Source organism: Vibrio sp. 10N.222.52.B7, assembly GCF_041474275.1.
In the GTDB taxonomy this organism is placed as follows: Bacteria; Pseudomonadota; Gammaproteobacteria; order Enterobacterales; family Vibrionaceae; genus Vibrio; species Vibrio crassostreae_C.
On sequence record NZ_JBFRTU010000052.1, the window covers coordinates 16,139 to 39,121 of the forward strand.

General features: G+C 44.1%; 19 protein-coding genes and 1 pseudogene. 8 read left to right on the forward strand and 12 right to left on the reverse strand.

Annotated features, from left to right (window positions below; translation table 11 throughout):
* The 3 genes and pseudogenes from AB4512_RS14400 to dsrO form a co-directional block, all read right to left on the reverse strand.
* Nucleotides 1-743, reverse strand: a pseudogene (locus tag AB4512_RS14400) (tetrathionate reductase subunit TtrA); the annotation flags it as partial.
* 14 nt (nt 744-757) lie between these two features.
* The gene (gene nrfD / locus AB4512_RS14405) at nt 758-1,906 is read right to left on the reverse strand and encodes an NrfD/PsrC family molybdoenzyme membrane anchor subunit (RefSeq protein WP_017064228.1); all 1,149 of its coding nucleotides are present in this window, start codon (nt 1,904-1,906) and stop codon (nt 758-760) included.
* On the reverse strand, nt 1,903-2,739 hold the full coding sequence (dsrO, locus tag AB4512_RS14410) for a sulfate reduction electron transfer complex DsrMKJOP subunit DsrO (RefSeq protein ID WP_372175090.1): 837 nt from the start codon (nt 2,737-2,739) through the stop codon (nt 1,903-1,905). Before dsrO ends, nrfD begins: the two co-directional genes overlap by 4 nt.
* A 257-nt stretch (nt 2,740-2,996) precedes the next feature.
* Here dsrO and AB4512_RS14415 point away from each other — a divergent pair, with 257 nt between their 5' ends.
* The 3 genes from AB4512_RS14415 (at nt 2,997) to AB4512_RS14425 (ending at nt 7,009) form a co-directional block, all read left to right on the forward strand.
* A complete protein-coding gene (locus tag AB4512_RS14415) occupies nt 2,997-4,865 on the forward strand; it encodes a PhnD/SsuA/transferrin family substrate-binding protein (protein ID WP_372175091.1) in 1,869 nt (622 codons plus the stop codon).
* A gap of 14 nt (nt 4,866-4,879) precedes the next feature.
* The gene (locus AB4512_RS14420) at nt 4,880-5,482 is read left to right on the forward strand and encodes a response regulator transcription factor (protein WP_108151820.1); all 603 of its coding nucleotides are present in this window, start codon (nt 4,880-4,882) and stop codon (nt 5,480-5,482) included.
* 315 nt (nt 5,483-5,797) lie between these two features.
* Complete coding sequence (locus AB4512_RS14425) at nt 5,798-7,009, forward strand: tetratricopeptide repeat protein (protein WP_372175099.1); 1,212 nt, start codon at nt 5,798-5,800, stop codon at nt 7,007-7,009.
* A 192-nt stretch (nt 7,010-7,201) separates the two neighbouring features.
* Here the strand turns inward: AB4512_RS14425 and sstT are convergent, their stop codons facing one another.
* The gene (gene sstT / locus AB4512_RS14430; protein ID WP_004732110.1) at nt 7,202-8,416 is read right to left on the reverse strand and encodes a serine/threonine transporter SstT; all 1,215 of its coding nucleotides are present in this window, start codon (nt 8,414-8,416) and stop codon (nt 7,202-7,204) included.
* A gap of 636 nt (nt 8,417-9,052) precedes the next feature.
* On the opposite strand from sstT, the gene AB4512_RS14435 reads away from it, so the two are divergent.
* The 3 genes from AB4512_RS14435 (at nt 9,053) to AB4512_RS14445 (ending at nt 11,466) form a co-directional block, all read left to right on the forward strand.
* Nucleotides 9,053-9,373, forward strand: a complete 321-nt coding sequence (locus AB4512_RS14435; protein WP_017072398.1) for a hypothetical protein — start codon at nt 9,053-9,055, stop codon at nt 9,371-9,373.
* Complete coding sequence (locus tag AB4512_RS14440) at nt 9,374-10,597, forward strand: HlyD family secretion protein (RefSeq protein ID WP_017081815.1); 1,224 nt, start codon at nt 9,374-9,376, stop codon at nt 10,595-10,597.
* Nucleotides 10,598-10,803: 206 nt separating this feature from the next.
* Nucleotides 10,804-11,466, forward strand: a complete 663-nt coding sequence (locus AB4512_RS14445; protein WP_029224309.1) for an OmpA family protein — start codon at nt 10,804-10,806, stop codon at nt 11,464-11,466.
* 56 nt (nt 11,467-11,522) lie between these two features.
* Here the strand turns inward: AB4512_RS14445 and AB4512_RS14450 are convergent, their stop codons facing one another.
* On the reverse strand, nt 11,523-12,530 hold the full coding sequence (locus AB4512_RS14450) for a helix-turn-helix domain-containing protein (protein WP_372175092.1): 1,008 nt from the start codon (nt 12,528-12,530) through the stop codon (nt 11,523-11,525).
* A 285-nt stretch (nt 12,531-12,815) separates the two neighbouring features.
* Between AB4512_RS14450 and AB4512_RS14455 the strand changes: the two genes are divergently transcribed.
* Together AB4512_RS14455 and AB4512_RS14460 are read left to right on the forward strand one after the other, a co-directional pair.
* Complete coding sequence (locus tag AB4512_RS14455; protein ID WP_372175093.1) at nt 12,816-13,784, forward strand: alpha/beta fold hydrolase; 969 nt, start codon at nt 12,816-12,818, stop codon at nt 13,782-13,784.
* Between the two features lie 149 nt (nt 13,785-13,933).
* Entirely contained in the window at nt 13,934-14,125 is a 192-nt protein-coding gene (locus AB4512_RS14460) for a hypothetical protein (RefSeq protein ID WP_017072403.1), read from the forward strand.
* 330 nt (nt 14,126-14,455) lie between these two features.
* Here AB4512_RS14460 and AB4512_RS14465 read toward each other — a convergent pair whose 3' ends face one another.
* From AB4512_RS14465 to malT, 7 genes are all read right to left on the reverse strand, one after another.
* Complete coding sequence (locus AB4512_RS14465; RefSeq protein ID WP_136973656.1) at nt 14,456-14,989, reverse strand: DUF4136 domain-containing protein; 534 nt, start codon at nt 14,987-14,989, stop codon at nt 14,456-14,458.
* Nucleotides 14,990-15,376: 387 nt separating this feature from the next.
* On the reverse strand, nt 15,377-16,441 hold the full coding sequence (gene rsgA / locus AB4512_RS14470; protein ID WP_372175094.1) for a ribosome small subunit-dependent GTPase A: 1,065 nt from the start codon (nt 16,439-16,441) through the stop codon (nt 15,377-15,379).
* 507 nt (nt 16,442-16,948) lie between these two features.
* Complete coding sequence (locus AB4512_RS14475) at nt 16,949-17,407, reverse strand: copper chaperone PCu(A)C (protein ID WP_017068936.1); 459 nt, start codon at nt 17,405-17,407, stop codon at nt 16,949-16,951.
* An 83-nt stretch (nt 17,408-17,490) separates the two neighbouring features.
* Nucleotides 17,491-18,087, reverse strand: coding sequence for an SCO family protein (locus AB4512_RS14480; protein WP_004732104.1), 597 nt, complete (start codon nt 18,085-18,087; stop codon nt 17,491-17,493).
* Entirely contained in the window at nt 18,084-18,524 is a 441-nt protein-coding gene (locus tag AB4512_RS14485) for a hypothetical protein (RefSeq protein ID WP_017061864.1), read from the reverse strand. The genes AB4512_RS14480 and AB4512_RS14485 overlap by 4 nt, the downstream gene beginning before the upstream one ends.
* A gap of 203 nt (nt 18,525-18,727) precedes the next feature.
* Nucleotides 18,728-19,648 (reverse strand): DUF368 domain-containing protein, encoded by a 921-nt coding sequence (locus AB4512_RS14490; protein ID WP_017068934.1) that lies wholly within the window; start codon nt 19,646-19,648, stop codon nt 18,728-18,730.
* Between the two features lie 586 nt (nt 19,649-20,234).
* Entirely contained in the window at nt 20,235-22,943 is a 2,709-nt protein-coding gene (malT, locus tag AB4512_RS14495; RefSeq protein WP_372175095.1) for an HTH-type transcriptional regulator MalT, read from the reverse strand.
* Nucleotides 22,944-22,983 lie beyond the last annotated feature (40 nt).

Consider the following 22,983-nt stretch of genomic DNA (forward strand, 5'->3'; position numbering starts at 1 on the left):
GTGCCGTAGCTGTTAAATGCAAAGCGCTTCAAGATGTCGTCACGGCCTTCATTACCGGCATTGGTCACAAGCAGTTGGTTGGCTTTTGGTCCGTATTCAGGGTTGTTTGGATCGAGTGGTGTTTCGATGTCACGAATCGATCGTAAGCCCTCAACTTTACCTTCACCGAATAAGTCACCACCCTCGGTGATCTCAGAGATAAGTTGTTCGTAGCTGATCGGCTCCCACTTGCCTTCACCTCGTTTACCAACACGTTTTAACGGTTGAGTGATTCGGTATGGGCTGTTTTGAATCTCCAACATGCCGTTACCACGGGCACAGGCTGTCGAGCGGTTATTGATGCCTGACTCACCAGACAAGCCAATGTAGGCGTCTTTTACCGGTGTTTTGAACGGGATCTGCTGATCACTTGATAGTGGGTGATACGGATTACCTGAGATACGCAAGATCTCGTCATTGCGATTATCGATACGTACACGCAAGCCACACAGTGTCCAGCAACCAAAACACATTGATGGTGCAACGCGTTGGTTTGGATTCGGCGAGATCTTACCTTGCTCATCGACACTGTATTCCGTCTCTAGCGAATTACCGTGATGGATGTGGTTGGTTTTCTTACCCGCGGTGCCATCGATAGCACCGTGAACCATGTGTTTTGTGGTTGTCGCATAACCTGCAGCAAAAGCTCCAACACCACCGGCAGCAAGGCCTGCTTTTAAAAATTGACGACGTTTGTTATCCATGATGATTCCTCAGACTACAAGCTATGTGAGCGGTTAAGTGGTGAAGGTGTATTTTGGTTTGGCTTCGATGTTGTCTTTGGTGCAGAACCAGTTGTTCGTGTAGAACCAGTAGACACGATCTCAGAGGCGAACAACGCAAGTGCTAACCAAAGACCACACATACCAACAATGCCGAGTAATCCTGCGCTACCCATCGGCAGTTCATAAGGGAATGGGCCAACATCGAAACGTGGAATGGTTTGAACTTCCATCATGGTGACCCAACGTACCGCCCATGCAGAAACTATGGTCGCAAGCGCAACACAGATAATTCCTAGCTTACTTTGCGATAGGCGTTGCAGTGGTAGAACCAAGATCATGCACAGCAAAATGCTGGTGGTCATAATGCCTAAATTGATGCCCCAAGCGTCATTCTCATACAGGCTGAAGTGACCATGGTTAGATGCCCAAATCGACGTGAGAATGATGGCAAGGCCACCCGTTAAGGTAATGGTTCTTTGTATCAGAGCTAGGTCTGTTGGTTTTAAGCTTGGCTTGCTTGAAGGCAGAAGAGCCCAAATCAACAGCGTTAAACCCGTTGCAGCAAAGAATGCGGTCGTGAACCAAAGTAGTGGAGAAGCCGGTTGATGCCAAAGCGGTCGGCTCGCCAAAATCGCAATCTCTGCGCCTGTATAAAGCGCGATGCTTAGGCCCGAAATAGCCGTCACAGCAGCGAGTGCAATCATCAGCTTTGATGATATTTGCCATTTACCTAGCGTCAGCCAAGACAAACGTTTTAGAAATGGGTTTTCACTTTGTTTAAGCTGTGCGATGTCGTCACGCAGGTAAACCCAAGCCGTCGTGACAGCCAGACCAGAAAATAAAGGTAGAAACAAAGAGCCCAATGACATCCATGACCAAGGCGTAATATGAGCATAGAAGTGCCACGCACGTCCGGGTTGGTGCAAGTCACCGGTTAATGCTAATGGTCCAACAATCGCGCCAATGGCCATCACAAGCACAAGGGCAGAACGGAATTGGTGACTGGTTGAGTTTTTAAAGATCAGTGCAATCAAGAACAAAATAGCGGCCGCGTAGGCTGAACCTATGTAGAAGAAATATTGAACCGCCCACGGTAGCCAAGCGATCTCTTGAGCGGGGACTAACACCTCAGTGATATTCATGCTGTCTCTCCTTGTTTGCCTTGTGTCGCGATTGCCAATTCTTGTTTGCTAGAGGATGAGTTATCGATGGCGGCTGGATCATAAATCGCAGGTTGGCCTTCAATGTGACTAACGAATCGCTCGTTCATGCCGATATAGAAAACATGGGGGTTGGTATTCTGCTCTGGCTTAAGCACCTTGATGTCGTCTTGGTTTTCATTGAGCAGACGGTTGATCTCGTTGTTTGGATCTTTAAGGTCGCCAATGACACGCGCGCCACCGACACAGGTTTCTACACAAGCAGGCAGTAAGCCGTCTTCAAGGCGGTGTGCACAGAAGGTGCATTTGTCTGCGGTAAGGGTGTCGTTATTAATGAAACGAGCATCGTAAGGACAAGCTTGAACACAGTAAGCACAGGCTACGCAGCGTTCGTTGTCGACCATGACAATACCGTCTTCGCGTTGGAAGGTCGCTTGAACTGGACAAACCTTGATACAGGGGGCGTTGTCACAGTGATTACATAGGCGAGGTAACATGAATGATTTCACGTCTTGTTGAGCCGTCGAACCATCATCAAGGGAGACTTCATACTGTTTTACGGTGGTTCTGAACTGGCCAATTGGCGCTTGGTTTTCAACGCTACAGCCAACAGTGCACGCCTGACAGCCAACGCACTTACGTAAATCAATCGCCATGGCGTAGCGTTTGCCTATTTTGCCTTTGCGGTCAGGTTGGTTGTTATTGCGAATGGCTGTGCTTGCGACTGCGGTGTTGATTCCGGCAATGGGAATGAGCGCAGCACCAGCGGAAACCTTGCCGAATTGGCTGAGAAACCGTCTTTTCAATGAGTCCATAGAGGTACCTATAAATGGGTATTCGATCTGTTAGGCTCATTGTCAGTTTTTGACCGTTCACGGGGTATTGTGGATTTCCACATACCCAGATCAAACTTGATCTAGAACAAATGTGGTTTTCGCTATCTAGCTGTTATGCTTTGTTTTAGAGGCTTATTTAAGGCGCTCAAGCATGAGCTAAGCGCGAAACACGCCGCTGACATAAAATGAATCGAGAATAAATTGAATAAACAGTCCGTTTGGAGAAAGAGATTTCAGTGACAGTCAGAAACCTAATGACAATCGTTGGCCTTTGTTGGTTGAGCCTAACCGCAGGCGCGTGTTTAGCGGCTCAATCGGAGCAAGATATTGCAACGACAAGCACTGTTGGGTCTGAGCAAATCATAGAAGTTGGCGTGTTGGCGACTCGAGGTAAGCTTTCCGCACAGCAGCGTTGGCAGCCGACGATGGATTGGCTGTCGGAGCGCATTCCCGGAAAACACTTTGTTCTCAAGCCTTTCAACTTGGAAGAGATGGCCGAAGCGGTAAAAGATGTGACTGTTGATTTTGTTATCACCAACCCCGGTCAGGCGGTTCGATTAGGACGCCAGTATGCGCTTTCTTGGATGGCGACCATGACCAGTCATAACTTTGAAGCTCAAGGCTCAAGTAATACACGCAGCATTGGTTCCGCCTTGGTGGTGAGAAGAATGTCGCCTTATATCTCTCTCGAACAACTTAGCGGTAAGCCGATTGCGGCAGTCTCTGAAAATGCTTTTGGTGGTTACCTCACTATGCGTTACCAAGTGATGCAACAAGGGCTCAACCCCAATCACTTTTTCTCTAATACTCAGTTCTTAGGTTTCCCTATTGATGCTAGCTTGTATCAACTACGTGAAGGGCACATTGAAGCTGCGGTGGTGCCTGCGTGTTTGGTCGAGAGCATGATCAGCGAAGGTTTGCTGGTGGCGGGTCAATATCGTGTTATCGAGAATCAAGCACCAGAAGGGGTCCGATGTCAGGTGTCTACACCGTTGTACCCTAACTGGTCGTTTGCCAAAACAGAGCGAGCGTCTTCGGCACTGGCGAAACAAATGAGTCAGGTGTTATTTGCGATGCCAAAAAGCAGTGCGCCAGCCATTGCAGCGAATGCATCGGGCTGGACGTCACCGACAAGCTTGCTGTCGATCGACAAGCTATATCAACAACTCGACATGCATCCACTGCAACAACCTTGGTGGAAAGAAGCGTTAATCTGGCTCAAGTACAATCAACAGTGGGCATGGGCGTTCTTTATTCTTGTCGTGTCGCTGAATGCTTACCACTTCTGGCTAGAATACAAATTCAGTAGCAGCAAAAAGCAACTAGAAGCGACGCTGTACAAGCTGAAAAGTAAGAGTGAACAACTAGAGCACTCACAACGTATCGCGGTAGTTGGTGAACTGGGAAGTAGCTTGGCACACGAGATTAATCAGCCTCTGGCAGCAATTCGGAATTATAGCGAAGGTGGTTTACTGCGGATTTCGAAGAACAAACCGCTGACTGACATAGAGCCTGTATTTGAGAAGATCCAGTCGCAAGTGGACCGTGCTGATGCGATCATCCAGCGCTTGAGAAACATGATCAAAAAACGCTCATCAGATAAATCTCAAACTGATATAGAAGTGCTTCTTACAGATACCATCGAGCTACTGCAATTTCGATTAGAGAAACACAAGATAACCATTGAACGTTATGTCGTGGGTAAACCTATCACGCTACATGTTGACCCTGTCGGATTGCAGCAGGTGGTTGTAAATTTGATCAACAATGCGACGGACGCGTGTAACGCACAACAGCATCGCGAACAAAGCGCTGCGTCTGATATTGATAACAAAAACAGCGAACCACCAACAATTAAAGTGATTACCGAGTATCAACCGGATAAAATGATGCTGTCGGTTATCGATAACGGCACGGGCTTAGATTTCACCGAGCAACAAGTCACTCAAGCCTTTGTGAGTAGCAAAGAAAACGGCTTGGGGTTAGGGCTTGCGATTTGCCAAGATGTGATTGAAGACCATAGCGGCCAAATGGCCATCAAATCATTAACTCCTCACGGCTGTCACGTCGCAGTGACGTTACCTTTTTCTCTTTCAAATGATTGATAAGGAATCTTGTTATGCCTGAACTTCATCAAACGTTGCCGGTCTATGTGGTTGATGACGATGAGTCGATGCGTGACTCATTGGTGTTCTTATTGGAAGAGCACGATTTCAAGGTGACAGCCTATGAAGATGGCCCGAGCTTTTTGGGTGCAGTGGATCTGAGTGTTCCAGGATGCGTGGTATTGGATAGTAGAATGCCCGAAATGAGAGGGCAGCAAGTTCATGAGTTGATGGTGAAGGCGCAGAGCCCACTGTCGGTGATCTATCTGACGGGTCACGGTGATGTACCAATGGCGGTCGAGGCATTGCAAGCCGGTGCGGTGAACTTCTTTCAAAAGCCAGTTAAAGGCAGTGAGTTAGCTGAGGCAATCAAACAAGGTTTGGATGCTTCTGAAAAGCATTTACACATGAATGTTTATCGCCAAGCGTATGCGTCGTTAACTGAGCGAGAAATCGATATTCTTAAGCAGATTATCGACGGCAAACGTAACCAGAAAATTGCCGATGAATTATGTATCGCGATGAGAACGGTAGAAGTACACCGAGCGAGTTTAATGAAGAAATTTTCTGCTAAAACGGTTGCTGAACTGGCTTACATATACGGTCAACTGAACTAACTACAGCGACACGAAATTGCTGATAGGTATTCATCAATTTCGTTGTCGTTTTTTAAGATTATTTTGCTCAAAGGTGGTCTTCATTATCGAACTCTATTGAAGCAAGATCACACCATTTATGGAGTGCATAAGGATAGGTCTAAGTAGACTTTTTATCGCTATGTATTCCTGAGATACTGAACTAAGTTCATTTTGGGGCGGAACGTGTCAATAACGGCGCTTTTCCCTATAATTCGAAACATTCACTATGGTTGATGACACCTCGATATAGAGATTTGTATCAGCCGAGTTAGGTTAATATATTTTATGAGTACAATGGGAATCGCAATTGGTGCGACGGCTCTTTCGTTAATACTTGTGGCCGTTTGGCTGATTTCTTTATCGCTAAGAAAGCAACGGTTAGAGCAAGAACGAAAAGCGCGAGCAGTTGCTTACCGAAAGGCGATTGAAAAGGCTCGAATACAAGAACAAAAAGAACGCCACTTTAAGGCTGAAACAGGCCATACGCCATCGATTTTGTATTTAGCGAAAGAGGCTGAACGTAACAATATTAAAGAAGCTTTGTATTGGTATGACAAAGCGGCGCAACTCGATAATATCAATGGCATGTACGGCATTGTGCGCCTAAGCATGAAGCGCAAAGAAGACCTAATTTTAAGAGAGAAAGCCAACTTTTGGCAGCTTGCGATATCCGCATTGGACAATGACGTGTCTGCGAAATTTGAGATGGGCAAAGCGCTTGTCTTTGGTCGTGGAACTGATAAAAACATCCCTAAAGGTTACACCTATATCGAAGAATCTGCGGCTGGTGGTAATACTGAAGCAATGCTGTTTATCGGTGACTGGTGTCTAGATAAAGAAAACCCAGACTACTCTGCCGAAAGCTCTGTCGAGTGGTACCAAAAGGCCGCGGAAAAGAATAGCTTAGACGGCAAGATCAAACTTGGTATGAGTTATTTGAACGGTGTGGGTGTTGAGCCTAACCATGGCGAGGCTGTTTACTGGTTTGAGACGGCCGCAGAAAAGAACAGTGCAGAAGCCATGTTTAGAGCTGGCGAAGCTTGGATTGACCATGGTGAACACGGCAACGCGATTGCTTATATCTGGCTATTTTTGTCTGCTCATTTTGGCTACTCAGAAGCGAAGCATTTGCGGGATAAAGTTGGTGGTGAACTGGGTGTCGATGCCGTCGTGGGCTTACAAGCTCTGACTAAGCCGATCATGACTAAGTTGACTCAAGAAGCGATCACTAAGCATTCAATCATTAAAGCGCTCAATAAGCTCTACAAGCGCAATATACCGATCCCTAAGAAAGTGAAAGAAGCGTCTGATGAAGAAGGTGAGGCATTAAAAGTAGATGCGAGCCATCTAGATACTCAAACGGCGAGTGCTCAAGATACGAATGTTGATTACAGCCAACAACCTAATTCCGAGCAAGCATCAACAGAGAGACAAGCGACCCCAAATAGTGACCCTCTAGACTTCAGTCAGGCAGCCGTGGATCCAAGCTGGAAAAGCAACCACTAAAACGTGTTGGTTAGCTTTGATGAGTTAGACAAAAATGACTGAAGCTATAAATCTATAAATCTATATAGCTTCTAACCGTAATCTAGAAAACCAAGACAACAAAAAAGGGAAGCGAATGCTTCCCTTTTTATTTGTGTGCTATTTGCTTTTAGAGCTTAGAGCTTAGAGCTAAAGCCTAATACCCAAGAGCTGTTAAGCTTTGTTTTGCTCAGCTTTACATACAGCCGCAGTGAACACTACGTCAGTTGAGCTGTTAAGTGCTGTTTCAGCCGAATCTTGAATCACACCAATGATGAAACCAACCGCTACAACCTGCATCGCTACATCGTTTGATATACCGAATAGGCCACAAGCTAGAGGAATCAGTAGCAGTGAACCACCGGCAACGCCTGATGCGCCACATGCTGAAATTGCAGCAACAAGGCTTAGTAGAATCGCAGTGAAGATATCAATCTCAATACCCATTGTGTGTACAGCTGCAAGCGTTAACACAGTGATGGTGATTGCAGCACCCGCCATGTTGATGGTTGCGCCTAGAGGGATAGATACAGAGTAAGTATCTTCATCTAGCTCTAGCTTCTTACAAAGGTTCATGTTCACTGGGATGTTTGCAGCGCTTGAACGAGTGAAGAATGCCGTTACACCAGACTCACGAATACATTGCAGTACAAGTGGGTATGGGTTCTGTTTTGTCTTTACAAAGACAAGCAGTGGGTTAACGACAAGAGCAATGATCAGCATTGAGCTTAGTAGAACCGCTAGCAGTTGACCGTAGCTTGCTAGTGCATCGAAGCCCGTTGTTGCGAATGTAGTCGAAACAAGGCCGAAGATACCGAATGGCGCAAGACGAATAATGAAGCGAACAATGTGTGAAACACTGTGGCTAAGGTCTTCGAAAACCGCTTTGGTTGTTGCAGATGCGTGGTGCAGTGCAAGACCAAGACCGATAGCCCAAGCAAGAATACCGATGTAGTTCGCGTTCATTAGTGCGCTAACTGGGTTATCTACAAGCTTGAATAGAAGCGTATGAAGAACTTCTGCAATACCTTGAGGAGGGTTAGCACCTTCAGCGCCAGCAACCAGTGTCAAAGTGGTTGGGAACATGAAGCTCAGTACTACAGCAGTCAGTGCTGCAGAGAACGTACCAATCAGGTAAAGCACAATGATTGGACGCATATGAGTATGCTGACCTTTCTTTTGGTTTGCGATAGAAGCTGCAACAAGAATGAATACTAAAATTGGGGCAACAGCTTTCAGAGCACCAACAAACAGACTACCTAATAGGCCTGCATCTTGAGCTGCTGAAGGAGAAACCATGGCGAGAACGACACCGAAAACAATACCAGCAAGGATCTGTAGAACGAGATTTCCACGAGCGATGCGGGCGAGCATGTTGTGATTTTGCATAAAATACCTGCAATTGTTAATTTATTATAGTGATGTATTTTTTTATAAAGTTGTACCAAATCCAACTATACACTAGTGGAATGGGCGGTCATATTAGCGGGATCTAAGAGGGTGTCTAGGAATAGTTTACTTTTAGGGTGATTGTTTGCGCTGCGTGGTATTTTTAGAGCTAAATGTTAAATTTTTGTGCTTTTGTTGAGGTATAAGTCTGCTGAATAATGTTCCATTGGCTTAATGTTCTAGTATTTATGGTGTGTAAACCATTACTGATAAAAACATTGTGTTCGGAAATAGCTGCCTAAACTTGTATAGGTAAAAAAGCCACTTCAACAGACATCATAGACATCACCTACTTTGCTTAATCTACGTTGGTGCATGACTTGCCATGTTTTGTCGTTATCTAATCTTTCTATCGGCATTCCCACCTACTTAAGCAGCGTTAGCTTTGAATCTCATCAGCTCTCCTTAATAGCGTCAGGCTACTGAACTTAATACCTTGCTACTTTGATATATCGCACACCTTATCTGGTGATCTATATCATCATGTTATTTTATATGACGTAATTTATCTAAAATTGCCGTTGTAAGTGGGTGGCATATATCCTGTGTTGGTCTTAATTTACAAGAGTATGAGCAATGAGTTTAATCAGTATCCCTTATGTAGAGACCTCTGCAGATACCGTTTTACATATAGCAGCCGCTATCGTGCTGATCAGCACCATAGCGGCTGGCCTGTTCGGTTTTTGGAAGCTTCACGAGATCCCTATTCAAAAGGCTCATAAGACTGACCACCATCAGATAGGGTTGATTACCGCGCTCACTTGGATTGGCTTCATTTGGCACTGGGTGTGGGTGCTCGCCATTATCATTGCTTTTGTAGATTTTGAAAAAGCCATTATCCGACTGCGTGATTTATGGAATTCTCCGGCTCAAGTTAATCAATCAGAGGATGTCTAAATGTTAGAAGGTTTAGCGGTTTGGTGTTTGTTCATCTATTTATTAAGACTTGTTGGCATGCCTTGGAACACAGGGACTAAAGCATTCGCTTATCTAGGAGGCAGTGGTTGGTTGTTATTTGTGTGGGTAGGATTAATTAACTATACACCAATGGATTTGTCGGGAGGCTCTGTGGTGCAGTCTCCTCACATTCAGCTTCGCCCAACCTCAACCAATGTCTCGGGCAAGGTCGACCAGATTTATATCACCCCGAACCAACGCATTGAGAAAGGGCAGTTAATCTATGAGATTGAAAACGAGCCTTATCAAATTGCTTATGAACAAGCGAAGATTTCGCGCGACTCGGCAAACGTAGCGGTTAGCACTGCGGCTGAAGAAGTAAAAATCGCTGAATCCAGCTATCAGGCAGCGTTACATGATTTTGAAATGACACAAAGTGAGCTTTCAGCTGCTCAGTCAAATAGAGACTTACAGAAAAGAACGTTGAAGCGTTATCTTGAACAAAACCGAGTCGTGCGTAATACGATCACTGAAAGCATGATTGATAACCAGCAAACGGTCGCCGATTCTGCTGTGTACACTGTGGCCAAGCTTGAGTCACAGCTGAGCAAAAAGAAATCTGATGTAGAGAAAGCCAAGCTACAAATAACCAAAGCGGAACTCTCGGTTGAATCCCGTCAGTCAGACTTTAACGAAACAATTCAGAAGGTGAATAAAGCGAAATGGGATCTTGATAGCACCAAGATTTATGCACCCGCTGATGGCTTTGTGACTAACTTTATTCTTCGTGAAGGTCAGCTTGTTTCTAGAGTTCCACGATTGCAGATGTACACCAACGAGAAATACGTATTGATGAGAGTGAATCATCAAGCGATTAGAAATGTTAAACCGGGTCAATTGGCTGAATTTACAACGCCAGTTTATCCAGGGAAAGTATTCACGGCAGAGGTTGAAGGTATTATTGAAGCAACCGGCGAAGCGCAAAGTAACTTGCTTGGCTTTGACCAGAATGTTCGCTCTACGACAGGCAAGAACCTACAAAACAAACATCACTTTGTTAGGTTGAAAGTCTTTGAACCTGAAGGCTATAGCGTACCAGTCGGCTCGGTTGGTTTAGCTTGGATTAGCGGAGAAAAGCCAACAGAGCTTATGGCGTTTCTTGATGTAATACGTGGAATCATTTTACGTATGAAGTCGCAGCTCTATTACTTCTACTCTTTCTAGAGCTAGAGCTAGAGCTAGAGCTAGAACCAGAGTTAATTCGGTTATTTAATTCCGAATTATTCAAAATAAGATTATTAATGAAATTACGGGCCACAGTCGTGGTCTGTAATTTTAATATGTTTGCTATTCAGTGAATATTTAATCGAAAGTCTAAATTTAACTGGAATATATTTATGCTATTCATATCTTCTGAAATAAAAAGATGCATTAAACCTATTATCTCTCTGTTGCTATTAACGAGCTTGGTGGGCTGTCAGGCGACTCAACGTCAGGACGCAACGACTGGTGAGATGGAAACGAATTCCACAACAAAAGGGGCTGCGATTGGTTCTTTGTCTGGTGCTGCGATTGGTCTCCTGTCTGGAGATAATTCAAAAGAACGGAAAAAGAGAGCGTTAATTGGGGCAACGGCTGGCGGTCTCATCGGTGGAGGAGTCGGCTACTCACTGGATAAACAAGAGGAAGCTTTGCGTCAGGAGTTGCTAGATTCAGGCGTTCAAGTAAAGCGTGTTGGTGAAAATGAGTTAGTGTTGGTGATGGAAAACGGCATCGGTTTTCGCTCTGGTGAATACCTACTTGAAGCGACGGTATACAATTCATTGAATGGTGTTGCGAGAATATTGGTCGAGTACCCAGATTCGTATTTGCAGATCAAAGGCTATACCGACAGTACTGGCAATGATGCTTCTAATCAGCAGTTGTCTGAGAAACGTGCTGATTCAGTAAAAGCTTACTTAGTGAATCAAAAAGTGAAAGGTGGACGAATCAGTACCAGCGGCCTTGGTGAACGTTACCCTATTTGTGACAATGCAACCGAAGACGGAAGAGCCTGCAATCGCCGTGTCGAGATCAGTATCCAAGCCATCTAGCGAGGTGATGCAATCTTTCTCATCCGCAAGTAGAGACACTCTGCGGATGTTTTATTTTATTCCAATGATTTGAGATATTGCTTGGGTGTCATGCCTCGATGCTTCTTAAACATATGCGTAAAGCTATCGAGATGGTTATACCCTAAACTGCTTGCAACTTCTTCGACTGGTATTGATTGGCTTAGCATTTTGACCGCTTTGTTGCTTAAGACAAAACCACACATTTCGGTAAAGTTGTGGCCATATTTATGGAATCTACGTTGAAACTGCTGAATTGATAGGCCCAACAGGTTCGATACTCTTTCGAGTGTCGGTAAACCAAAATGACATGAGTAGTTGATGGCTTCATAAACTAACTTAGTGTCATCGCTAGGATCGGGCATGTCTAAACATCGGTCCAAATCCTCAAAATTCAGCGAAAAGGTTTGTTTGGTATCTTGATTTTCAGCCAGATTTGCCAAGCGTAAGTTGGAATGAAACCAGATCTCTGTTTGATGATGATTCCATGTTACGTCACAGCCAAAATAGTCTCGATATAGGTTCTCATCCGCACGCTCCCCAGAAAGTAATACGCGCATCGGAGCGAAATCTACCCCAAGGTATTTCTTCAATATCTTTAACATCAAAACAGCGACTCTAATACTGTCATGAACGTCTAAGTGTTCTGCGTCATACTGATTGTTGTAAGTCCACTTGATGATAGACCCCGCAGGTGCAGCAACCCAAAAAGCACCGGATTGAATACACCCCATGCCGTAATTTACCTTTCTTATCGTCGACATTAAGTCATGACCAGAGAACATCCATTGGCCTAATCCGCCCAAGTCTTCGACCCGGAAATGGCGTACAGCCTCGAGCATAAAGTTTGGATTTTTTGTATAGCATTCGAGTTCTTCATAAAGCTGAAATACCTCAGAAATGGGCAACAGGTTCATTGTGTGATTAAACGCGGATTGGGGAATTGTCTGTGGGGAGATTGGATCTGAATAATATTGATTACATACGTTGTAATACAAATTCATCAGGCTATTTACCCTTATAAAGTAAGTTGTGTTGATAGTCATTGATCCATCCAAACCTCTGTGAATTAGGTCATAAACATAGCATATATGACGTAATTTAACGAGTTTTAACAGACCCCAACGATGTTAGTTAACATCAAATATATCGGTAAAGTAGTGGCGATAATATTAGTAATAATGGTGTTAACTACAATTGTTGATAGCTGTAAATACTGAGTTGAGTAAACCCCAATACTATTTTTTGAGAACCATAAATAAATTGGATGGAAATTTTTAATCATGGTTTCAGCGTCTTTTAACTTCAGAGAATTAAATAGAGATTAATTAATGACACATACTCCTAAGATAGAAAAAATTAGCGTGTTTGATCGTATTAACGCATCGGCACTGATGTTATTGACTTCTGAATATAAAAGCTTGGAGCAGTTGCGAAGAAAAAACGACTATCCAATGTTCCCAACATTTGAAACGACACCATCCATGCCAATAAAGCGAACCAAGATAAATGGTGTCGATATTCGATACGCACATTCTGAAGCGATTGGTAAACCGACTCTTGTGATGCTTTCCCCTTTTCCTCAAAGCATTCTTGCGTATGCCCCTATTTGGACAGGGTTGGCTGAACACTACAACCTATATGCTTACGATATGCCAGGATTCGGCGGCAGTACTGGCGGGTTTGAATATATGTCTTTCAAGGCCCAAGGTGACTTTTTAAAAGATTTCTTGAATCATTTTGATATTCAATCACCACACTTATTAGGGCCTGATGTTGGTATGCCGGCGATCGTTTATTACACGGGCACTTATGACAATGATGTCAAAAGTTTATTGATAGGTGATGGCCCAGCAATTAATCCTTCGTCAAATGCAAGCGCCATCCGAAAAATGGTCGACTCATCGTTTTGGCGCACTGTTTTTAAAGTGACAGGGGCTGGCTCTTTAGTTCAAGGCTGTATCAAGGTTTGCTATACGAACTATCGCCCCAATCAAGAAGAGATTTCCGACTATATTGCTTCTTATCGCAATCGAATTCCTGCCGTCATGCAATGGTTTAAAGATTACCCAAAAAGTCTAGCAACGGTTGATCCATTGCTCGATAAAATAGAGTTACCCACTCAGATATTTTGGGGAGAAAACGATGCAATTCTTTACGTCGATAATGGAGAACGTTTAGCTAAACGCATGTCGAATGCTGAGTTAACAGTATTCAAAGACAGTGGTCATTTTTGTTATCAAGATAGGTACCAAGAGTTTTCGCTAATGGTGAAATATTGGATTGATAAGACGCAATAACAGTTAAATGATTGAGTAAATATGATTGAAATGGAACTACGAGAAGGTTCATGCTCAATAAAAGTGAATGTCGATTTATTGAGCGCCTTTCGAGCTTTTTACCACTTCTTATCCTCATCCCTTACCTAAAACTAATCAAGGCATTGTAAATGCAGAAGCTAACCCTTTTAGCGCTAAGTTGTATTCTATTATTAGGTTGTTCTATTAATAAGGCAGCCGAAGAAAAAGACCACTTCGTTGATGATTATATCGAAATTAATAAACAAAATATTAAAGACTTACCTCAGTTGTTAAATGCTATCGCGTTTGAATATTCTAGGTTTGCTAATCAAGCTGAATAGCCGCTTTTGCCCTCGCTGACAATTATGTTTCACGATCCTGTTTTAGAGTCGAGTCTGGTACATAAAGAGCATTTGAGTACGTTAGGCATCCCCTTAAACGTCTCGCTATATATAGACGAAAATGGAGCTCCTAACGTGATTGGAGTGAAACTCGTCACTCGGACGTGAGTTACAGCGTTAGCTTTAAGGTTGAGGGTATATAACAATATGATGCAGCTTTGATCTATTGCATTAGTGGCTTTGGTGCCTTCTTCCTCTAATGCCTAGGCTTCCTCTATCTGCACATTCAATGGCCGATATTTGAAGAAGTTATCACCTAGAAGTTTTCAATCATTTGTACGAAGGGTACTGTTGAAACATTTCAGCGATCTCCTCGTAAATCAGCTCTTCACGTTCCTTAGAACTCATTGAGCGAGTCAATTTTCGGCTTGAATTCGCTGTCCATACAACGATGTTGGTTCTATCATCGATCAGTTCCACAACCAATTGTCCGTACGTCTGTCGGTGATAATTTTGTGGAGTGGACATTCCCCCACGGAAATTGTTCCAACCATAGCCAATACCAACTGACGAGCCGGAAGACACAAGTTCAGATTCTTGCTGAAGTTGGTAGCGGACGTATAGGTCGCCTCCGTCCTCTACAAACGAAACCCCTGTGCGGCTCATTTCTTTAATGATCGCACTTTCAATCCTGATTGAGTCGATACTAATCGGTATTTTGTTCTTCTCTTCTGCCGCAGTCCCGGGCGAGCTGAAATCATAGGTTTTATACATTGAGAAATCGGTTTGCTTATCGAAGTCAGTATTTATTGTAGAGCAGGCAGCTAGAGGAAGCGTTAATAATATGGTGGTTAGACGAAGCATTTTCTATCTTCTTGGAAGGTGGTTTGAAATGAAATTTTCTTCTGAAGGTGATTATACTTGTCCGGTATTCGATACTTTATGTTCGTTATATTCAGTCAATCTGATAGTAAAAGTGACGCGATTAATCGTATTTTAACTTTATTGTTCAAGGGCGAATTATATTGAACTGGATAAAGAGAATCATTAACGTGATGATTAACTCGCTAAGAAAAATTCCAACTATTATAAATGGTGAATTTTTACTTTCGGAAGCAGACGATATCTTAATATCCCTTGTTGATGAGGAAGGGAATTTGTAGATAAAGCCCCACGCGATTGACACGTGGGGCTCGGTGTTTCAGCTCAGCGTTGAGCGATTAACTCAGATTACCGTCAATATCCAACTGCTTAAGCTGAGCCTTTCTTAATATTGCGGCTTTCTGACTGTACGTTTCGGTACATTTTGGAAAGCTGCTTATTGTTAGCGCGTTGCTCTGCAAGAGAAGCGCCGTTTCTTGCTTGCTCTCTCAGTAGCTTTTGATAGTTAGTAAATCGTCTTTCAGACAGTTCACCACTCTCAATGGCAGCCCTTATCTTGCATCCCGGCTCTGATTCATGATGACAATCAGAGAAGCGGCAGTGCATTGCTAACTCTTCGACGTCTGAAAAAGTTTCACTCACGCCTTCAGCGCAGTCTGCAAGTTGTAGCTCTCGCATTCCTGGAGTGTCGAGAAGCAAGCCACCTGATGCGAGCAAGTGGAGTGATCGTGATGTGGTTGTATGACGACCTTTACTGTCGTCTTCACGAATACCACCAGTTGCCTGCGATGCTTCACCTAGCAATGAGTTAACCAAAGTCGACTTACCCACACCAGAAGAGCCCATTAGCGCGACGGTCTTGCCGATTTTACACCAAGGTGAAAGTACTTGGGTTGAGTCTTGCTCTAGGCTGTTGACCGCTTCGATCATCAGCATCGGGTCTAAGCTTTGTACCTGTTGTACTTTGCCTTCGTAGTCGTCACACAAGTCTTTCTTAGTCAGGACGATAACCGCTTCAACTTGTGCTTCATTTGCGAGTGCCAGGTAGCGTTCAATGCGACTCAGATTAAAGTCGTTGTTCAATGAAACCACGATAAACACTGTGTCGATATTGGCTGAAATATATTGTTCAGCCACACGACTGCCTGCAGCTTTTCGGCTAAAGAGCGATTGGCGTTCTAGTAAGCGATCGAATTGCAGTTCAGAGTTCAATATTACCCAGTCGCCAACGGTCATTGCCGGTTGGTTTTGGTGGATGGGTAGAACAATTTCACCTTGCTCTGACGCTAATGTATAGCCATTGCGGTGATGTGCGACGATACGAGCAATGACGGAGTGATCATAGTCTTCGAGTGTCAGTTGTTGTTGGAATACAGGTTGCCATCCAAGTTGTTGAAGTGACATTGGATGAGAAAATGCGTTTTGTGAATTCATGTCTATTTACCCAGACGTGCGAGCTTTCTTTTCTTGTGAGAGCATTAAAGTCTTATCAGTGCATTAAAGTCTTATGAGAGCATTAACGTCTTGTAAGATCTCAGGTTGTCGATGAGATCGAAAAGCGTTGGTCAGTTCAAAAAGCGTCGAGACGTCAAAAATGTTTGAGCTTGGGTCGAATTCAAAATCGATAGGACCCCGGATTTGAGTCATGCTTTACAGGCATGCAGATATTGATCACTTACGATCAACAGTAAACCGGGTAAAAGTGTGCGGTAGCCAGCTGATGGCTTAATGTTGGTAGTTCGAGATTAAAGTTTGATTAACCAAACAAATTAACGCGTTACTTTTACTGCCAGTTTTAGTGTTTTCATTACAATCATCTTCTATTCTCCTTGGTTTATTAATGTGTTCAGGCTTTGAATAAAAAGCGCGCTCAGTTTAACAAAAAGCCACGATGGCGAGAAGTCATCGTGGCTTAAATTATTTTATCAATTGTGAATACGATTAATGATGGTCGTGGTTCATCTTTTTCATGCCGCTCATCACTTTCTTCACTGGTGCGTCGAAGGTTTGCGTTTCACCGTTAGCGAAAGTCAGAGTCATCTCGATTTGCTCACCTTCTTTTAGGCTACTTTTTAGGTCGAACAACATGATGTGTAGGCTACCAGGTTTAAGTACCGCTTCACCGTTTGCAGGGATGGTGATCTCTTGAACTTGGCGCATTTTCATAACATCGCCATCCATGATTACATCATGAAGTTCTACTTTACCTGCTGCAGGTGTTGTTGCAGAAACAATAGCGCGATCTTTATCGCTGTGGTTCATCAGAGTCGTGAACACCGCGCTGTTCACTGCTGAAGGCGGGGTTGCACGAGCGTACGCGTCATGAACCATAATATCGCTACTAGCCTGAGCAAAAGGGGTGAGCAATAAGCCTGCTAGAGCAAGTGCTTTTAACTTCATGTTGTTGTCCTTAATTTTTATGTTTTTGGTCTGGGACCTGACTTTTTTTGAACTTTATTGAGTAAGTTCTTTGTTTTTACGTTTTACTGCGTCAGCTTGTTGATAGCCTCAACAATTGGCGCTGGCGTCAACGTGTGCGGTACTTTGGTAATCAAGGTACCGTCGGGCTTTAAAAAATAAAAATATGAGCTGTGGTCTAGGGTGTATTCCAACTCTGAACCTTCCAGCTTGGTCTTTCTGAAAATAACACCGTAGTTGTGTGCAAGCGTGGTTGTCACATCCAAAGGACCACTTAATCCTTCCATCATTGGGTGGAAGTATTGTGCGTATTCGTATGAGGCTTCTGCTGCATCACGCTCAGGGTCGAGAGAGACAAACATCGGGCGAATCTTGGCTTTTGCTTCATCAGAGACTTGGTTAAGTGCTCCGGCCAACATAGCCAAAGAAGTGGGGCACACATCTGGGCAGCGTGTGAAACCGAAGTAAACGATACGAATTCTGTCATCGGTTTGGTCAAAGATTTCCGTTGGTTGGTTGTCTTTGCCGAAAAGAGTCGTTGCGGAGAACTCTTGTTTTGCAGCGTGTTGTTCTTGAACTTCGTTTTGCCCATCAAGATAGCTTTTGACACCAAAGCCAAGTACAAAAGCGACAACCAATGCTAACGACCAATTTCTACTCATCTTGCCATCCTTATTGCAGGGTTTACAGTATCGACACCATCAGTGAGTTCACCGATCCATGTCATTTTATCTAAAGTACATACAGGTAAAATCACATCACCTTCATAGGTATTGTTGCCAATGCTCTTTAATTGAAAACGCGCTGATCCCATTTCCATTTCTAAACCTGTGAGCGATAACACCAGTGTCTCAGATGCAGCACCTTCCCAAACTACCTTTATCTTTGTGGGTAGAAGAGGTTGCGCGGTTTCTCGGTCAAGCGACATTGAAATGGATTCCTGCTCACACGATGTGGTTGAAAGCATGCAGTAATCATCCAAGCTGACGTCGGCAGTTGAGTGCTCCATCGCTGATTTAAATTGCTGAATTGCTTGCGGCCCATAAAAGCCTGCCACGAGAGCGATCCCAACAGCAGCAACCTTTAATGCAGAGTGCATGTCGTGTTCTCATTTAATTTTATAAGAGCGGCGATGTTATCACACCCCTCAATACGTGCTTGTATCAAAAAGCAATTTTGTGCGTATGGTAGAACTAAAAAAGCGAAGCCATTGGCTTCGCTTTTGTCTGTTTAATAGATATGTGAGCTTAGTATTTCTATGCATTATCCGTTCTAAACGCTTTCCAGAAGCTGGCTGAATGATTAGTCAGCATTACGCTCTGCAAACTTCTCCAGGCCTAAAACTAATGCAATCGCAGCAAACATCATCACAATCGCCATGACCAACTGAGAAGGCTGAGAGGTTACCGCTTCAAAATCAAACGGTGATAGGTTTTCTTGAATCAGAGGAACTTGTTCACCTTTTGAGTTTGTGCGCCAGCTGATGGTCTCTTTCCAAGGCCAGATCTTAGGCAGCGTACCGATCATCAAACCGGTTAAGAATACCAATGTGAAGTCGCGGAATGAACGCAATAGCCAAGATAGTACATGTGAGAAAGTCAGCAGTCCGATCACACAGCCCGCAAGGAATAGCGCAAGTACATCGACTTGAAATGATTTAACGGCGCCAAGCACGGGGCCATACATGCCAATCAGGAGCAGAATAAAGCTGCCTGAAATACCGGGTAAAATCATCGCGCAGATAGCAATCGCACCCGCAATCAATACGTTGATGCTGGTTGGTTCCATTTGCAGCGGTTTAAGCACGGTAATGCTATAAGCGAAAGCAACGCCAAGCAGCAAAAACACGAAGCGAATCATATCGCGTTTCTCTACTTGCTTAAGAATATGGAAAACCGAGACCAAGATCAGGCCGAAGAAGAAAGACCACAGTGGAACAGGGTGGGTGACTAATAACCAAGAAATCAATTTTGCGAATGTCGCAATGCTCGTGAATACGCCCGCGAACAGTGAAATTAGGAAGAAACCATTGATGTGATTAAACGCGGCTTTGAAGCCTTCGAGTTTCCATAAGCCAAGTACGCTAGGGTTAATTCTGCGAATGCTTTCTAGCAGCGTATCGTAGATACCAGTGATGAATGCGATGGTTCCGCCCGACACGCCAGGTACAACGTCTGCTGCGCCCATTGCCATGCCTTTGAAAAAAGTACTTAAGTAGTTCATTGCTTCATAGAGTTGAGGATGATTTTGTGCAGTATACAAACTTTAGTGTAAAAAAAGTATGAATATGCTTTTGGGGAAGGGCTTTTATTACTCTATTAATTGTAAGGCAATAAGTTGAAGTGAATATTTGCCTAACATTTATATAACAACCACTTAGTGATTTGTCATTAAGAGCAGAGATGAAACTGATCCCTTATCGATATTGCATCTTGGTTGCAATATGCAAATGCACTTTGCAATTCGCATGACAAATTCATGGTTTTTATGCGGTGCAGGGCTTATAAAACGTCGAATAAAAGTTGGCACGCTAACTGCATTATATACATTGACCCTTCTTAAGCCGAGGGTCACCTAGCCAACTGACGTTGTTAGTGAACTTATGATTTGTTCACAAATATATAGAGCCAATCGCGATTATTGCGGTTGGCTATTTTTTTGCCTGTCGTTTGGTGATCGTCTTTTTACTTTTCCCATTCCTACATTTTTAGGTTCTAAACTTCAGATGAAAAAAAAGCCAGCCACCATCGGTGACTAGCTTATGTTTTCTCGAATCAATCTCGAATCAATCTCGAATCTCGAATCCGTTTTAGTACCCCATCAACTGCAGCAAGTTCTCCGCTGTGCTGATTGCTTCTTTACGGTTAGCAATGTTGAGCTTTTGGTAAAGGTTACGGATGTGAGTCTTGATTGTGGTACCCGCTACATCGAGTTCTTGAGCGATCTGCTCATTACTGAATCCTGAGTAGATCAGACCAAGTACTTGCCATTCACGCTGGGTGAGTGGGCTAGTACGCACAAGCTCAGGAATGTTCGGGTGATTAACCAAGTTCTCAACAAAGTCTTCATCGAAGTGAACCGAGCGGCTGCGTTGGGTCGCGGAAATATCTTTCATGATTTGTTGTGCGCGGTGACGTTCTAAATCACCTAAGCCTGGCTTGTTGCTCAACTTATCCAAGATATGCCCGATAGTCCCACCGTCTACCAAGAAGTTACCGACCATACCGGTTTGGTTAGTCATATGAAGCGCTTCTTCGAGTAGTATTCGTGCGCTGTCTTCATCGTTAATTTGTGTACGTAACACGGCTTCAACGATCAAGTTGCGGTTGGTGTCTGTAATCAGGTGTGAACGCTGGGCTTCACTCTTAAGGAAAGTCAGCGCTTCTTCTGCGTCTTCATACTGATCAAGGATGATGTGAGCACGAACGATGTTTCGCCACTGAAGTTGGCAGAAGTGGTTACTTGCCGATTCAGGTCGAACAGCCACACTCAGCCAATCACGGATAGCTTCTTTATCGCCTTTTACTTGCCAGAACAGAATCAAAGAAAGAGAAGCATTTGCCGTCCAATCTACGTGGTAAGTCGATTGACGCAATAGGTGCTGAATCTGGTCGATAAATTTCGACGCTTTATCAATCTCACCACGGCTCAATGAAATACGAGCCAACATAGAATAGCTGTGCAGGTGTTTACTCGGAGAGTGGTGACCAAGGATATCTAAGCCTTTGTAGCAACACTCTTCCGCTTCATCTAGTCGGTTCCAACACCAGAAGATCTGAGCGCGAACACGCAGCAAGAATTCGTGCAGAGGTACGTATTGCAGCTGATGTTCTTCAATCAATTTGAATGCACTGTCTTGTAGCTCAAATGCAGCTTGAACATAACCTTGAGCAATCAAGATTTCGCTTTGTTGCAGAATCGCCCACAGGGCCTGATGGTAAACCTGATACTGACGTGCCAGTTTTTCTGTTTGTTGCATCATCGGTAGCGCACGGCTTAGGTTACCCATTACGTGATTCACTTCGCCCACAACCGAGGTTGCGACAATGCGGCTACGATAAACGGTGGTGTTCAACTGACTCAACGAAAGCTCAGCCAATTCCAATGCTTTCTCAGGCTCATTGCTGTTGATGGCAACTTGTGCGCGTAAGGCGTTGTATTGGCCTTGCTGCTGAGTATCGAGTTCAATGTTTCGAGCTTGATATTGAGTCTCAGCCTCTTCCAACAAAGTACCCACTTGGTCATAACGGTGCTGACTTTGTGCAAGCCAAGCACGCAACATCGAAAGCTTTGGCTCACTGTATAGTTGATCTGTGGTTAGCTGTTTGATCGCCATTTCTAATGACGAAAGCTCACCTTGGTTGAACATCGGCCAACCGTGCTCAGTCAGGATTTGAATGATCAGTTCTGGATCTTCAGCGCGCTGTGCGTGACGTAGTGCTTGGTGTGGTGTGTTTTGCTTGATCCACGCTTTTGCAGCACTTCGATGCAGTTCTGCTTCTTGCTGAGGAATTCGAGCTTGGCGCTCATGTGCGAGGAATTCACCAAACAAGTTATGGAATCGGTACCAGTTTTTCTCGCCTTCAAGCGGGTAGATGAATAAGCCAAATCGGTTGAGTGATTCGATCATACCCAGTGCGTCTTCACGCTGTGTAAGCGCGCAGACTAATTCGTCATTGAAATGATCAAGTACTGAACACTGCATTAAGAACTGTCGGGTTTCTTTATCCAGTAGATCGAATACTTCTTCAACCAAGTAATCCCAAAGGTGGGCATGGTTAAAGTGAGAGAATGACTCTGCGGACTGTGCAAGAGTGCGTTTTTGGTGTTGTGCTTGTAGCGCGATAAGTTGTAGTGCAGAAGGCCAACCTTCTACATAACTACAAATGCTATCTGCCGTGGTGTCATCAATGCCGTCGGCTACGCGTTGGTTGAAAAAGCGTGTGGTTTCTTCGGTATCAAACGCCAACGAGTCATTACCTAATTCGATCATTAAGTCACGAACGCGCAGGTTTGCTGTACCAAGTGGTGGCGTACCACGACTGGTGACAACCAACGTTAGGTTATCGGGCATGTGTTTGAGGAAGAAGCGCATGGCTTCGTGGATGTCGTCATTGTTGACCAAGTGATAGTCATCCAACACCAGAAAGCACTCGTGATGGAATTCCGACATCTCGGCAAATACTTCACTTAATAAAGAATGCAGCGATGAAAACTGTCGCTTTTCTGCCAGTTTTTGGGCATTCGGACAGGCATTTTGAGTCGCTTTATTAAGTGATTGAAGTAGGTAGTTGATAAAGCGGAAGGCATCATTGTCGCTATCATCAATGCTGTACCAACCCACATTAGGTTTATCTACCAACCATTGTGCAGCCATGGTGGTTTTGCCGTAGCCCGCTGGAGAGCGGAACAACACAAGCTTATAGCAATCTGCATTGTGAAGCAGATCGAGAACCCTAGGTCGTAGGATTGCATTATGTAAGCGGCCGGGACGAGTCAGTTTCGAAGGGATCCACATATCGAAGTTTTACACCTATTCCGTGGCTATGTTCTGGAAT

Bases quoted from the DNA above. Each gene is read 5' to 3' on its own strand.
- nrfD (WP_017064228.1), bottom strand. From the start codon at position 1,906: ATGAATATCACTGAGGTGTTAGTCCCCGCTCAAGAGATCGCTTGGCTA.
- dsrO (WP_372175090.1), bottom strand. From the start codon at position 2,739: ATGGACTCATTGAAAAGACGGTTTCTCAGCCAATTCGGCAAGGTTTCC.
- AB4512_RS14420 (WP_108151820.1), top strand. From the start codon at position 4,880: ATGCCTGAACTTCATCAAACGTTGCCGGTCTATGTGGTTGATGACGAT.
- AB4512_RS14425 (WP_372175099.1), top strand. From the start codon at position 5,798: ATGGGAATCGCAATTGGTGCGACGGCTCTTTCGTTAATACTTGTGGCC.
- sstT (WP_004732110.1), bottom strand. From the start codon at position 8,416: ATGCAAAATCACAACATGCTCGCCCGCATCGCTCGTGGAAATCTCGTT.
- AB4512_RS14435 (WP_017072398.1), top strand. From the start codon at position 9,053: ATGAGTTTAATCAGTATCCCTTATGTAGAGACCTCTGCAGATACCGTT.
- AB4512_RS14440 (WP_017081815.1), top strand. From the start codon at position 9,374: ATGTTAGAAGGTTTAGCGGTTTGGTGTTTGTTCATCTATTTATTAAGA.
- AB4512_RS14450 (WP_372175092.1), bottom strand. From the start codon at position 12,530: ATGACTATCAACACAACTTACTTTATAAGGGTAAATAGCCTGATGAAT.
- AB4512_RS14455 (WP_372175093.1), top strand. From the start codon at position 12,816: ATGACACATACTCCTAAGATAGAAAAAATTAGCGTGTTTGATCGTATT.
- AB4512_RS14460 (WP_017072403.1), top strand. From the start codon at position 13,934: ATGCAGAAGCTAACCCTTTTAGCGCTAAGTTGTATTCTATTATTAGGT.
- AB4512_RS14465 (WP_136973656.1), bottom strand. From the start codon at position 14,989: ATGCTTCGTCTAACCACCATATTATTAACGCTTCCTCTAGCTGCCTGC.
- rsgA (WP_372175094.1), bottom strand. From the start codon at position 16,441: ATGAATTCACAAAACGCATTTTCTCATCCAATGTCACTTCAACAACTT.
- AB4512_RS14475 (WP_017068936.1), bottom strand. From the start codon at position 17,407: ATGAAGTTAAAAGCACTTGCTCTAGCAGGCTTATTGCTCACCCCTTTT.
- AB4512_RS14480 (WP_004732104.1), bottom strand. From the start codon at position 18,087: ATGAGTAGAAATTGGTCGTTAGCATTGGTTGTCGCTTTTGTACTTGGC.
- AB4512_RS14485 (WP_017061864.1), bottom strand. From the start codon at position 18,524: ATGCACTCTGCATTAAAGGTTGCTGCTGTTGGGATCGCTCTCGTGGCA.
- AB4512_RS14490 (WP_017068934.1), bottom strand. From the start codon at position 19,648: ATGAACTACTTAAGTACTTTTTTCAAAGGCATGGCAATGGGCGCAGCA.
- malT (WP_372175095.1), bottom strand. From the start codon at position 22,943: ATGTGGATCCCTTCGAAACTGACTCGTCCCGGCCGCTTACATAATGCA.